The organism is Paenibacillus algorifonticola (assembly GCF_000971975.1).
Lineage (GTDB): Bacteria > Bacillota > Bacilli > Paenibacillales > Paenibacillaceae > Pristimantibacillus > Pristimantibacillus algorifonticola.
The window spans coordinates 125533-139730 of sequence record NZ_LAQO01000006.1 but is presented as its reverse complement, the minus strand read 5'-3'; the positions used below and the strand labels follow the sequence as shown (position 1 = coordinate 139730).

The following is a 14198-nucleotide window of genomic DNA, read 5'->3' as shown; positions in this document are numbered from 1 at the left end:
TCATATACAGGAAAAAGGTGTAATAAACGATTGGACTGTTCTTTTTATACTATACCTAATAGACTTCCTTCTGTCTTAAAAGGTTGCCGAAATTTCCAATGTAATTTTTGTGATCCTTTTTCGCGAATATGCGGCATAGGGTTATTTTTGCATTTTGACATTCTACTATGGGAAGAGGCATAATAAGTATGAATTTATCGTAAATTTACGAGGAACTCGGCCCTTATTTGGCGAGGAAAGGTAGGAGATATTTTGACTTTATCTGCACCAAAACGTCTGTTCAGCACCAGACCAATCATTGCTTTCTCCATTATTGTTCTTTTCAAAAGCTATCTCACGTGGATGGTTGTATTCGGAAGTCCGTCGTGGAGCACCTTGTTCAAGGAGGTTCCATTTGCCTTAATCGTCTTTTGCCTCATTGAATGGTTCGCGACAAAACGCAAGCTGACTTATTATTTAACAGCGAATTTATTAATAACGGCCATCCTCTTTGCTGTGCTGATGTACTATAAATATTACGGCGTCATCGTCACCACCTCTGCCCTAAAGCAGGTCAATCAGGTGACGGCGGTCAGCAACAGCGTATTTTCACTGATGGACCCGTATTATTTACTCGTCTTTATCGATGTGATCCTTATGTTTTATTTTCTCATGCGCAAGCAGAAGGCGCAGTATTGGAAAACCGCCAGCCAGACCAGCGTGAGCAAAAGAATGTTAACAAGCGTCTTCGCGGTATCGCTCGGCCTGTGCCTGTTCAACATTTTGCCGAATAGCGCCAGCATGAACGAGATTGTGAAAGCGGAGCAAATGGGCATTCTGAATTATGAGGCCTATACGATTTTTGGTAAAAAAGAACCGGAGCTTGTCGATTCCTCCACGATTACGCAGGAGAAAATCAACAGCCTCAAGACGCTTGAGCCTGTCGCTTCACCGCAGCTGCAAGGCGCCGCCAAGGGCAAGAACCTAATTATTATCCAACTGGAATCGTTCCAAAACTTCCTTATTGGCCTCACCATTGACGGCAAGGAAATTACGCCGAATATGAATAAGCTGGCGAAGGAAAACTATTATTTCAAGCATTTTTACCAAGGGGTGGGCCAGGGCAATACGTCCGATGCCGAATTCATTGTAAACACGTCCTATTATATTCCGCCAAATGGCGCGGCTACCCAAGTGTATGCTGGCAAGGTACTGCCGAGCCTGCCGCGAATTTTGACGGAAAACGGCTATGATACGGCGACGTTCCATACGAATGTCGTGGAGTTTTGGAACCGCGGAGAGCTGTATCAGGCGCTCGGCTTCAATCGCTATTATGATAAAGCGTTTTTCGGTGAAGACGATACGGTATTTTTCGGCGCCTCCGATGAGGTGCTTTATAAGAAAACAGCGGATGAGCTGGAGAAAATGGACAGCAAGGATCAGCCATTTTATGCCCAAGTCATTTCGATGACCGCTCACCACCCTTTCACCATACCGGATACGAAGTATAAAATGGAGCTGCCCGAGCGTTACGAAGGCACATTCGTCGGCGACTACATTCGGGCACAGAACTATGCGGATTACGTACTCGGCCAATTTATTGACGACCTCAAGCAGCGCGGCCTCTGGGATGACAGCCTGATCGTTTTGTATGGCGACCATCTGGGCTTGCCGATTTATTCGCTGGATCGCGATGATAAAGCGTTAATGGCGGAAATTTACGGTTATGAGTACAGCTATACCGATATGATTAATATTCCTCTTGTCATTGCTTCACCCGGCATTACCTCGCCTAAGGAGTTTGATCAGCTAGGCGGGCAGGTTGATTTGCTGCCAACGATTTCGAACTTGCTTGGCGTTTCGCTGGATAAGCAAATTCATTTCGGTCAAGATTTGCTGAACAACACCTCGTATAACCTGCTGCCACAGCGCTATTATTTGCCGACGGGCTCCTTCGTCAGCAGCAAGGAGCTGTTCCTGTCCGGCAGCGGCTACGACGATGGCACCCATCACCCGCTCGCAGGCGATGGCATGGAAAGCGCCAAGGAAGCAACCGAGGATGAATACAACCGCGCGCTGGAGCTGCTCCAGCTCTCCGACAGCTACGTTAGCCAGCTGCCAGACCGCGAGCCGCAGAAATGACACAAACAAGCGGCAGGCGGGACCCACGCGTAATGCTCGGGTCCTGCCTGCCGCTTGTTTTATGATAAGGCAGGTTTACAACCTGCCATTAATCAAGTTTTCTTATGTTTCTATTAATGAGAATCAGCTAATGAACATCAGCCGCACAGCGGAATCCCATATTTCCGGTCGTGCTATCGGGTGTATTCCTACTGCGCGCCGCCACACGGAATCGATTACAATACGACTTATGGCATAAATAGGAGCCCCCGCGAACAACCTTGCTAACCCCCGTTGAGGGACCAATCGGGTTAACCTTTTTGCCTTCTATATGATAGGTTGGGCTAAACCAGTCAGAACACCATTCCCATATATTTCCAGATGCATTATATAAACCGTACCCATTGCTATCATAAGACTGTGCGGGAGCCGTGCCTTCATAACCGTCGCTCGCATGATTTTTCAATGGAAATTTACCTTGCCAAATGTTGCACATATGCTTTCCGCCGGGCTTCAATTCGTCCCCCCACGGATATCTTTTCTGGACAAGACCGCCTCTCGCCGCATATTCCCACTCCGCTTCCGTAGGCAATCTTTTTCCAGCCCAACGACAGTAGGCCATTGCATCGTTCCATGAAATATGGATGACCGGATGATCCAGCAGCTCCTCGATACCAGAATCAGGTCCAGAGGGATGACACCAATCTGCACCTTCTACAGCCAGCCACCATGGCGAGTGCCGGACGGAATCGATGACGTTCATCGAAGCAGCCTCTGATACAAAAAGATGAAAGACGTACGACCAGCCAAAGGTTTCCGCTTCCGTCTTATACCCTGTAGCATGTATAAATTGTTTAAATTCAAAATTCGTTACTGTACAAGGAGCTATATAGAATGATGAAACCTCTATTTCCCGAACAGGCCCTTCTCCATCGGACGAGAAACCCTCTTGGTCATTAGTACCCATCAAAAACGTTCCGCCCGGCAATAAAATCATTTGCTCTGTACTTTTATCGCTTTCGCCATTTGATGGCATTAGATCATTAGCAGGCATCCGATGATTGGATTGGATCGCATTTCGGCTTGCAGAACAGCATGCTGGCTTATTCGATTCCATACACGGAGTCACCGCTTTCTATATTCGATTCATATGAGTCTACAAGGTTATAAACCGAGCCGCACATACTGCTCCGCCGGAGCCTCGTTCGTCTCCATAAGCTCCTTGAGCAGCTTGATCATTTTCATTTCTATTTCAGGGTCCTGTAAAGGCTGTTTCTGTAAAGGGTCCTCTAACACATCAAATAATAATGTGCCGAAAGCATGGGAATGATTATAGGAGGAGGCTCCGATCTTCAACGTTTGTACGCCTTTAGTGAATGAGAACGGTTCGTGAAGGCTTAATTTAGACAATTCCTCTACGGTAAACAAGCTGCGCATATGCGTTGGCATGAGTGTATAGTTATACAATGGACTGTTATCCTTGGTGATAGGAGCCCGCATGTACACATATCGGCCATCTGTCACATTGACATGCCCGCCGTGCAAGCCAAACAACGCAGCCTGACGGACTTCTTTATCGGAAGCAATCGTTTCCTTTAAAGCTTTGCCCTGCATATCTGCAGGAATATCCAAACCAAAATAGTCAAGCAAGGTTGGCGCCAAATCAATCGTCTGCACGAGACTGCTTCGCCGCTCTTGCTGCTTCCCGCTGCGTGGGTCCCATATAAATAGCGGCATATGAGCAATTTCATTGTAGAAAGGCATAATGGATTTGGCCCACCAGTCATGCTCGCCAAGTAAATAACCATGATCCGTGTTAACAATAAGCATCGTGTCTTCCCAAAGCTCAAGCTCGTCCATAGTATCCAATAAATTACCTAGATAATGATCACACATACTAAGCAATGCAGCATATTCGTAGCGAACATGATCGATTTCTTGTTGCGATTCCTCAACAGGACCATACGGAGGCCAATCAAAATGTTCACCATTGTATAGGTGAGGATATAAATCCCGATATTTTTGCATCGCAAAAAAAGGCTCATGTGGGTCAAAGGTTTCGATCTGGACGAACCAGCGATCCTCCTCATGATTAGTTCGAATAAACTCCAGCCCTTTTGCCATCGTTTGCGCCTGAGGAAAATCCATTTCCTCCTTAATATATTCCCGATTCACCCAGTCTTGTCGAATCAGCTGATGCATTTGCTTCATTTTATTATTCCCCGACTGTTTCGGATTAGCCACATGCCCCTTCCACGGATCTCCTTCCTGCCCGCGCACCAGCTCAAAGGAATTGTACCGCGTGTGGTACGTGCAGCCACCATCCTCCCAATAATGCTGATGATCGGTCACCAGATGAGAGTAAATACCGTTTCTTTTCAACTGCTCCGGCATAGAATCGTCAAACGGCTCCATAGGCCCCCAGCTGCGATGAAGAAAATTATGTCTTCCTGTATGGAGCTCACGCCTTGCCGGCATACAAGGCATACTTCCCACATAAGCTTGATCAAAAACAACCGTTCTTTCTGCCAGCCTCTGGAAATTAGGGGCGTGAACCCAGTTGCATCCATAAGGTGGAAGCATATGCCTGTTTAATGTATCGAACATCAGCATGATAGCCTTCATTTTATTGCCTCTCTTTCGTCTATTATTCGACCTTACCTAGCTATCCCTTGACACTGGATGAGAGCATGCTTTGCACAAAATACTTTTGAAAAACAAAAAACATAATAATTAAAGGAAGCGAAACGACCAAGGTCGCTGCCATTTGCAAATTATAGGCTACGCTGAATTGGCCTTGAAATACGGAAAGCCCCAGTTGTACCGTACGCATCGCTTCTTTTGTAGTAAACACCAAGGGGTGAAAAAAATCATTCCAGACCGCTACGGTTTTCAATATGCCGAGCGAGGCGATTACGGGACCGCTCATTGGAAGATAAATTTTAAAATATCTGGCTAGCACACCACAGCCATCTATCCCAGCCGCATCATCAAGCTCCTTAGGGAAGCTCAAGTAAAATTGCCGGGCAAAAAAGATGCCAAAGGCGCCGGATAATTCCGGTATGATGAGGGCGGCATACGTATCAAGCCAACCGTTCCCGCCATTTCCCCAAATGTCGTTTCCGCCAAATAGCGGAATCGATTTCATAATCATAAATTGAGGAATAATCGTAACCTGTGCCGGGACCATAAGCCCCAACAAAAGAGCTATAAAAATAAGGTCTCTTCCCTTGAATGACAATCGTGCGAAGGCATAGCCGGACAAGGTATTAAAAAACAAGCTGCCTGCCACGGTAATAGCTGTAACAATTAAAGAGTTCTTGAAGTAAACGGCCCAGTTCGTTGCTTGAAGGGCGAGGATGAAGTTCGTAAACTTCCATTCCTTCGGAAAAAAAGTATTCACGCCTGAGGAAAACTCTGCGTCTCCCTTTAAGGCTGTAAAGATCATGATAAGGAGCGGCAGGACCATTGCCATTGAAATAAATATGAGCACAGCATATAATAGCCATTTTTTCATCTGATTTGCTTGAAGCGCCATCTTGATCCACCTTTCCTCAGTCACGCATCCTGCTTGGAACCAAATTTATAATTAATTAAAGTAATCAGCATAGTAATCAGCAGCAGTGAGATTGCCAGTGAGGAAGCGTAGCCCATTCTGTACTCTTGAAAACCAGCTTTAAAAACTTCATTTACAATTGTAGTAGTGGAATTGACGGGTCCCCCACCCGTTAGCACGTACACTAGATCAAATACTTGGAACGAACGAATCGTTACTGTCACAAAGAGGAAAAAGGTTACCGGCTTCAGCATCGGAATGGTAATGGAGACAAATTTGCGTACTCCAGCGGCTCCGTCAATGCTCGCTGCCTCGTACAAATGATCCGGTATACCCTGAAGGCCGGATAAATAAATAATCATGGCAAAGCCTACTCCCATCCACGTCCCTACAACCGTAACTGCAGGCAGCGCGGCTTTCATATTTTGCAGCCAATCCAGCGACGGAAGGCCGATCCAATCCAAAAAATGATTGATAGGCCCTTGCGTTGGGTTCAACAGCCACAGCCAGGTGAGGGCTACCGCAATCGAAGACATAATTCCTGGCAAGTATACAGCCGCCCGAAACACGGCCAATCCGCGAATTTTTGAATTTAGTAAAACAGCAATCAGCAGCCCCAGAAACATAGTTGGGAGCGTCGTTCCAACCCAATAAAAAATCGTATTTCGAACTGCCTTCAGATATATATCGTCTGCAAGCATCATTGTGTAATTTTCTAACCCCACCCATTTTCCTGGGGACAATACGTTATAATCCGTAAGACTAAGGTAGCAGACCCATACTAACGGCAATAAAATAAATACAACATAGATGAATACATTGGGGAAAATCATCAGATACGGTAGTGACGTATGATAAAGCTTTCTCATGAACACACCTCTAGTTCATTTGAAGCTATGGGCATAAGGATATTCATGTCTTCCCTATACCCATAGGCATCCATATTTTTTAATTCAGCTTCAATTCTTCTTTCGCTTTCTGAGCATTATCCTTCATTGCCTGTTCCGGTGTCTTTGCTGCAAAATAAGCTTCTTCCAACGCATTACGCAAATATTTGGAATTGATTGCCCATGAGCTCGAAGGCGTAAATCCTCTCGCATCGTTCATTAGACCGAATAACACTTGATTCTCGGGAGCCAGCTTCACATACTCCTCTTTCAATGATTTTCGAGCCGGAATGTATCCGCTGGCTACAGAGATTTGGAGCAGATTCTCCTTCTTCGTCCAATACTCCATGAACTTCCAGGCAGCATCTCCATACTTCGTGCTCTTCGACATGGTCAGGAAGGTCCCTAGCATGAGAGCCGTTTGTTTTCCTGCGCTTCCCTTTGGAGGAAAGGAATACCCGATATTTTCCGCGCCAACCGTTTTCTTTAAATTAACTAAAGCATACGGTGCTGTGAATCCCATTGCCGCTTCGCTATTTTGAAATAACGAGCCCTCTAAACGCAAACCGTTATATGAAATTAGAGCGCCATTTTTATTGAGATTAACCATCTTTTCTAATAGACTAATACTTGCATCCGAGTCAAACGTTGGAGTTCCGTCCTCTTGATAATAATTTTCTCCTTGCAGCATCAGCATAGACAGAAAGGCCTGTTCACCATTTGATGACGGAATGTCTATTCCTGCACGCACCGTTTTTCCGGTTTCCACCTTCTTAAGCTTTTCTGCAAATGTGAACAACTCATCAAGCGTTTGAGGCGGCGTTTCAGGATCAAGGCCTGCTTCTTTAAAGAAATCCTTTCTCCACACCAGCGGACGTATATCTGGCATCAGCAGCCCGTATTGACCACCTTGCCATTGGCCGGCCTGTAAAATATCGGGGAAATAATCTTCCTTCCCATCCCATTTGGATTTTTCAATGAATGGATTGAGATCCATATACTTGTCTTGATCTACCGTCGAAATCAGTTGTCCAAAACCTAGACCGTGTACATCAGGAGCAGACCCCGCGCTGTAAGCAACCGTTAGCTTCTGGAAATAATCCTTCCAGGGAATCGGCGTGTATTCGATTTTAATGGTAGGATTCTCTTGCTCAAAGCCAGCAATTAGCTCTTTCACAGGCCCGGTGATTGTTTCCTCATGACCGGGGTACCAAAATTGCAGCACCGTCTCCGCCTCGCCCGATTTCCCGTTATTTTTGGAGTTGGCGGTGCTGCCGGTACCATTCCCGGCATTAGTTCCCTGTCCGCAGCCGGCGACTACCAGCGTGATGCCGACCATTGATAATAAGCTCACTTTTTTAATCTTTTTCAAAAGCTCATCCCCTTTTTCAGTTAATAAAGCACAAAATTAAAACGCTTTCAAATGTTATATCCAAGCCTTCTTGAATATGGACCCATTGTATAAAAGCTAACCGCTAAAAAAAATGACCCATTTTTGACAACATGGATGCATGCAATAATTGCAGTTCCATTGTGCCAAAATCGGGTCCTTTTGATTCCTATTCACCATTTTTGAGGTAGTGTACACATTCTGATATGGTTCTGTTATGCCAATTAATACACTTTTTGATTGTCCAAAGCGCGTTGATTGATGGAGTCCCGGTAATTCCCGGGCGTTAAAAGCTCATATTTTTTAAAAGCGCGAATAAAGCTATGCACATTATTGTAGCCCACATTTTCCGATATTTCGTTCACCGTCAGCTTGCTGTTCACTAATAAATATTTGGCCTGATTGATTCGAAGGGTAATCAGGTAGTCTATGAAATTGGTTCCCACCTCCTGCTTGAACAATCGACTTACATACGATGGGTCAAGCTCAAGCTGAGCAGCTATTCCATTCAATGATATTTCTTTATTAAAATTCAGATTGATATACTCCAACATTTTTTGCACAATGGTTGGCTCTTCGGTCTTCTGCAAAATGTCTGGAATAACCATCCAATCCCTCAACAGCGTTTCCGTATATTGAACAATACGGTCTATCGTAACGATATGATTGATTCGATCACAGATGATCGTAATATCGAAGGCAGCGCTCGGCTTCCTGTTTATATCATTTATTTTCCCCAGTACAGTCATTATAATTTCCAAATAAGTATGCCGTACAAGCACGACAGGATATTCCTTCATCTCCATGAAGCTTTTTCTCAAGCGATGAAGAGCGGCCGATACCTGGGATAAATCACCTGCAAAAAAGGCCTGATTAATATTTCTCTGGGCTTTCTCCCGCAAATCGTTCATGTAAATATGGATATCCGTGTCGTCCTGGATCAGCCAGGCAGGCTTTATATGCTCCTTATCTTTTATGACATAGGTGGCTAAAGCACGCTTGGCCTGCTCATATGATCTCGACAAGGTTGACAAGTCCCATTCTAAATCACCTAAGCCTATACTAATTTGAAGAGGCAAGTACGTTTTCAGATGTCCATAGATCTCATCCATTGTATCAAAGGCCCTTTGGCGTCCATACTCCAGCTCTACAGACTCTGATAAATTGAAAATAAGAATGACATCACGCTCATCGGTATCGACCGTAATAATATTGAATTGTTTGGCAGATACCTCCTCCGCCATTTTCGTTATAAAAAATCGCAGAAGCGCTTGATCGAAGCTGCTGTATTTCATTTTAAAATCGATAAGGTCGGTGATCCGTATAACACTAACTATAAAACCATGTGGAAATACGATGATCCCGTTCTTCTCTAATATTTCCAGCCTTTTTTGATGATTGCCCATGGGCTGAGTCAGCATTTCCTTCATTATGCTTTGCCTGGTGTGCGAGAGGCTCGCCTTCATTTGTCCTTCCAAGGCAACTCCCTTGTCCATTAATGAAGTGACGGCCGATAAGAGAAATGCGAATTCATCATCTCCTCTGCCTGGTGGTAGAGACGCCGCTTTATTGGTGTGGAACAAACCAAGCAGTTTCTGAACGGGGCGATAAACCCTCCTTAGCTCCATGACCATATACACGGCTGATAGCAGAACAATAATGATAATAAATATAATTAAAAGCGCTTGCAAAGTATCGTTTGCTTCAATCTCGCTAGCGGGCACTAGGTAGATATATTTCCAGCCCGTTCGCTCCGATTTTTTCATTTGAACAAAATAATCTTTATTTTGATAGGAAACCTCTATAAATTCAGGCGAATTCCTCAAATCGCTATAGATCATTTTGAACGGTTCGCCGTTCACATCAGAGCCTTGCGCCGTTTCAAATGCCTGGCTTTCATCTGGGCTTAGAACCCACAGCAAATCGCCAGATTTTGAAAGATTAGGCTTACTGAACAACGCCTTAGGATCTAAATTTATAATAATGAGACCTTGAAGCTCCTTCCCAAGGGCGGGAACCGGCCGGATTAATGAGATCAGCTGCTCTCCCTTGCTCTCTTGCTCTGTAAACCAAGAGTCTTCATAAAGCTGCCAATTGCCATTCGATCTCATAGCGTCTGCTAGCTCATTCCATTGTTCAAGAGAAATTTTATTCAAACGAATGGTTCCATCTTTAATCGTTTTCGTCAAACCCTTCTCATGAAAGATCAAATTCACACTATCTAAGCAGCATAAGGAATCGGAATAAAAATTCAGCTCATTTTTTAAATTCAGAAAGTCGGACAAATCCTCCGTTAGCCCTGGCTTATTTAATGTGTTTAACACCGCCCTGCTGTTCGTAAAAGCAATCGTTTTCGTTTCAAAATCGGCGATTAAGTTGTCAATCATGTTTTTTCCAATATCCATATTTTGCGTCACATGCAAATCGAAGTTCTTTTTCTTCACCTTCTCCGTGTAAAAGCGATCCTGGAGAAAAATGTAAAGCAAAGGCAATAATATCGCTACGGATAATGCCAGAAAAAGCCGTACGGATATATCCTTGAACCGGCTGCTCATTAGAACCCTTAGCAGTAGTTTTATCATGCTGCCACCTCTCCAGTAAGTATCTATTGTAAGCTTAATAATATATACATGGCCTACTTTCGTAAAGGTGTTGAATTTTGTCGGAACAATGAATCGACCGTCCTGTTCCAGTAACCTATTTATAAGCATTGGCTGAAAATACGATTTATATAAGGAACGCGGCCACAGCAATAACGGAGGCATACAAAATAAGCGGCAGTAGGGATCAGAGCGTAATGCTCGGGTCCTTCCTGCCGCTTTATTTTCGATGGAGATATCGGTGAAAAGAATGGAGCTTAACTAGTACCCACTAGCTAGCTCCTCGCAAAGCTTGTATCACTTTGCAAGCTAAGCTTGGCTTGCCGCCTCCAGCACTTCCTGCACATGGCCCTCAACGACGACGCTGCGCCATTCTTTCACTAGCTTGCCCTCTTCATCGATCAGAAAGGTCGAGCGCTCGATGCCCATAAACTCCTCGCCATTACGGCTGCGCAGCTTCCATACGCCAAACTGCTCGGCAACCTGATTTTCTGTATCCGAGAGCAGCAGGAAAGGAAGCTCATGAGCAGCAATGAACTGATCATGCGACGCCAAATCATCCGGGCTGATGCCAATGACTTCGGTATTGAACGTTTTGAATTGTCCATTGAAATCACGGAAATCGCAAGACTCTGTTGTACAGCCCGGCGTCATATCCCGCGGGTAAAAATAAATGACCAGCTTCTTGCCCTTATAGTCCTGCAGCGATACGTCCTTGCCATTAGAGGCTGGCAATGTAAAATTCTCAACCTGTTGTCCGATTTGCACTTGCGTCATGTCCGAACAGCTCCTTTGTAATGGATATTGCGGCTTGCTTACTCAAACAACGATAGCATGCCCATCAACGGGATGCCACAAACTCATAGAAAAGCGGTGTATTCATGACAAACTCGCGAATTTGCTGCTTATCGGTAAAAAGGGAATAAGCGAGCGTCAGCTTCATAAGCGCTGCATCCACCGACATATTTTCGATAAAAGACACTCCCGCCTGCTGCAAAGCGACCGACGACGCATATAGTGTCTCCGAGCTGTCCTTAAGCGGACACAAATACAAGTCTACGCTATGCTCGGCGCAATATTTGGCGAATGCAAGCAGGGAATGTCGCTCGCTTGCACTCGTGTTCGCCGTGCCGGAGTGGAACAGATCGTGAACGACGGCCTTCGGCGCTTTTTGCCCAAAATCAAAATAGTCATACGTCATGCCGGAAAACGGCTTTACATACAGCAGTCCCGATTGCAGCTTATCCTTGCCAGCGGTGAACGGGCTCGGGGCAGGCTCGCGAGAACGCAGCTCCTGCGGGGACGGGTTGTAAGGATGCTCATTTACGATCAGCTTGCCCTCGCTCATGATGCCATAATGCACGTCATACGGGCATTCCAGCTGATCGGTGAACGACACCGCCTGCGTCACGCGCGTGCCTAAATACACGATGGCCTCGCCTGCGCTGTTTTCATAGACGACGTAGATGCCCTTCAGCTTCTCGCCATCTATGAACTCAACGGCCGAGGTAAAGTTGCGCAGTCCATTGCTGCGCGGATCGCCAAGCGGATAGTTGCTCGCCACCAGCACAATCGGGATGGGACTATCACAAAAAATATAGCTAAGCATCGCAGCCGAATATGCAAGCGTATCCGAGCCGTGGGTGACGATAATGCCGTCATAACGGGATAAGTCTGCGCTGCGGATCGTTTCAATTAAAACATTCCAATCATCCGGCACCACATTTTCGCTGAGTATATTCAGCGGTTGAACGCATTCCAGCTGGACAGACTCGCGGTAACGGGGGCCTGATTGATAGCCTTCAATAATCGCATAGGAGCCTGCTTCACGTACGCTAATCGCTCCTGCGCCAGATTTGCTGCCAATCGTCCCTCCCGTGAAAATAACAAGAAGATTGCTCACTTGGTTTCCTCCATATCCAGCGGCTTCGAAGGCCATCCTTCGCGCCAGCCGCCTGTTCATACCAATTCCCATTCATTCTACTATCTTCTCCGCAAGCTGTCTAAACCTATACGATGCTACAGGAAAAGTTACCCGCCTTTTGCCATGACACCACGACTTTTCACAGCGCCTGGCTTTTTCTTGACGGTCGCCCGTCCCAAAAGCAGGCCAACGGTGACGATTAACGTCGCGCCATACATGAATTGCACGAGTCCAAGCTGTGTATCCGTTCCAGCCAAAATGCCGTGAAACAGGGCCAGCAAATAGATCGGATAGGCCAGCATATGGATAGCGAGCCACACTTTGCGCTTCAGCTTCGGCCGCAGGTCCGAGGTCAAAATGAGTACCAGCATGCCGTAAAGCGCAAGCGTGCCTATGCCGTACAACACCGGATGATCATGTGCGGTAAAAGGGATCAACAGCTCGCCCCATGTAAAGGGGGTATACTTATCAATGACGAGCACCGCCATATGCAGCAGCGCCAGCAACGTTCCTCCATTCGTAAAACGGATATGCCAATTGTAGACGCGGGCTTTATTTGCCCCTTTCACAAACGGGTAGCTGTACAGCATGCCCAGCGACATGCCGACGAACAGCATCAAATAAGAGCCAATGCCCAGTACCCGTGTCATTTGCCATGTTGGCCAGCTTAAAATCCACTCCGTCATGCCGATTCCTCCTTTTCACTTTCGATCTCGCTTCCGCTGCCGGCTCTAGCCCCAGCTCTAGTCGCCGCTCCCGCTCTATGCAGCTGCTCCGGGATATTCCACTCCAAGCCAAGCTTTCGGCTTTTTCCATATTTCACAATCTCACCATTGCTCATGAAAATAACGGCTTCAAAGTCTCGCGCATGCTCGCCCATCAGCCGGATGCCCTTGTCAAGGCCGCCGATGCACAGCGTCTTCGCCCATATTTCACAGGCAACGGCATCGGGGCCCGCAACCGCTGCCTGAACGACGTCACTGTCGCTTGGCTGCATCGTCAGCGGATCAATCAAATGATGCGCGGCCGAGCTGCCCGTTCCCCAGCGCCTGCCCAGCGTCCCCGAGGTCGCGACTGCGCCATTAGCCAGCAGCAGCTCCCCGGTTGTGGCTCCAGCCTCCCAGGGGTGCTGGAGATCAATAATCGCTGGCTGCGCGGCGGCGTCCCCGCTATTCCACGCATACAGATCGCCTCCGGCATTAACGATGCCTGCAGGAATCCTTCTGCTGCGCCTGAGCCAATCGGCGAGCTTTTGCACAGCCCAGCCTTTGGCGATGCCGCCGGCGTCGATGCTCGTTCCCTCAGCGAGCTTCACCGCCTTCATGCCATAGTCCAGCTCCAGCTCGCCAGCCAGGCTCAGCTTCCGCTGCTCAGCACCGCCTGCTCGCGCCTGAAACGCCGCCGCGTGCTCGAAGGACTGCGAATAACCGGATGCTTCCAGCCCCGGCAATATTCGCAGGTCGAACACCCCTTCCGTCATAAGGCGATAGTTCTCAGCCGCTTCAATAACCTCAAACAGCCAATCCGACACGACGTTCCAGCTGCCTGCCGAACGCCCCAGCCTGCTCCACTCGCTATCTGAGCGGAAGCGGCTAAAGCGCTGCTCCACCGCCTCGAACCAGTCGCGAGCACGGTCGGCATAAAAGGCCGTTGTGCGGCGCTCATCTGCCGCATAATCCAGCAAAACCTCAATATCCGTGTTCATCGCCCGAAAACGAATCGTGCCCCGGCCGCCGCTCAT

The 14198-nt window shown here is 46.9% G+C and carries 11 protein-coding genes; 1 reads left to right on the top strand and 10 read right to left on the bottom strand.

What is annotated here, in order from left to right; genetic code table 11:
* Positions 1 to 252 precede the first annotated feature (252 nt).
* Positions 253 to 2121 carry an LTA synthase family protein gene (locus WH37_RS14230; RefSeq protein ID WP_046231258.1) on the top strand — a complete coding sequence of 623 codons (1869 nt, stop codon included), beginning with the start codon at positions 253 to 255 and terminating at the stop codon, positions 2119 to 2121.
* Positions 2122 to 2248: 127 nt separating this feature from the next.
* On the opposite strand, the gene WH37_RS14225 is transcribed toward WH37_RS14230, so the two are convergent.
* From WH37_RS14225 to WH37_RS14180, 10 genes are all read right to left on the bottom strand, one after another.
* Positions 2249 to 3217 carry a formylglycine-generating enzyme family protein gene (locus WH37_RS14225; RefSeq protein WP_052736979.1) on the bottom strand — a complete coding sequence of 323 codons (969 nt, stop codon included), beginning with the start codon at positions 3215 to 3217 and terminating at the stop codon, positions 2249 to 2251.
* A gap of 47 nt (positions 3218 to 3264) precedes the next feature.
* The gene (locus WH37_RS14220; protein ID WP_046231257.1) at positions 3265 to 4725 is read right to left on the bottom strand and encodes a sulfatase; all 1461 of its coding nucleotides are present in this window, start codon (positions 4723 to 4725) and stop codon (positions 3265 to 3267) included.
* Positions 4726 to 4765: 40 nt separating this feature from the next.
* Entirely contained in the window at positions 4766 to 5638 is an 873-nt protein-coding gene (locus WH37_RS14215) for a carbohydrate ABC transporter permease (protein ID WP_046231256.1), read from the bottom strand.
* A 20-nt stretch (positions 5639 to 5658) separates the two neighbouring features.
* The gene (locus WH37_RS14210; RefSeq protein WP_046231255.1) at positions 5659 to 6525 is read right to left on the bottom strand and encodes a carbohydrate ABC transporter permease; all 867 of its coding nucleotides are present in this window, start codon (positions 6523 to 6525) and stop codon (positions 5659 to 5661) included.
* A gap of 79 nt (positions 6526 to 6604) precedes the next feature.
* Positions 6605 to 7915: an ABC transporter substrate-binding protein gene (locus tag WH37_RS14205; protein WP_046231254.1), complete on the bottom strand. Its 1311-nt coding sequence runs from the start codon at positions 7913 to 7915 to the stop codon at positions 6605 to 6607.
* A 242-nt stretch (positions 7916 to 8157) separates the two neighbouring features.
* Positions 8158 to 10515: a helix-turn-helix domain-containing protein gene (locus WH37_RS14200; RefSeq protein ID WP_177218037.1), complete on the bottom strand. Its 2358-nt coding sequence runs from the start codon at positions 10513 to 10515 to the stop codon at positions 8158 to 8160.
* Between the two features lie 327 nt (positions 10516 to 10842).
* Positions 10843 to 11310, bottom strand: a complete 468-nt coding sequence (gene bcp, locus WH37_RS14195; protein WP_046231252.1) for a thioredoxin-dependent thiol peroxidase — start codon at positions 11308 to 11310, stop codon at positions 10843 to 10845.
* A gap of 64 nt (positions 11311 to 11374) precedes the next feature.
* A complete protein-coding gene (locus WH37_RS14190) occupies positions 11375 to 12436 on the bottom strand; it encodes an asparaginase (RefSeq protein WP_177218036.1) in 1062 nt (353 codons plus the stop codon).
* A 128-nt stretch (positions 12437 to 12564) separates the two neighbouring features.
* Positions 12565 to 13143: a ferric reductase-like transmembrane domain-containing protein gene (locus WH37_RS14185; RefSeq protein ID WP_046231250.1), complete on the bottom strand. Its 579-nt coding sequence runs from the start codon at positions 13141 to 13143 to the stop codon at positions 12565 to 12567.
* Positions 13140 to 14198, bottom strand: a complete 1059-nt coding sequence (locus WH37_RS14180; protein WP_046231249.1) for an FAD:protein FMN transferase — start codon at positions 14196 to 14198, stop codon at positions 13140 to 13142. The genes WH37_RS14185 and WH37_RS14180 overlap by 4 nt, the downstream gene beginning before the upstream one ends.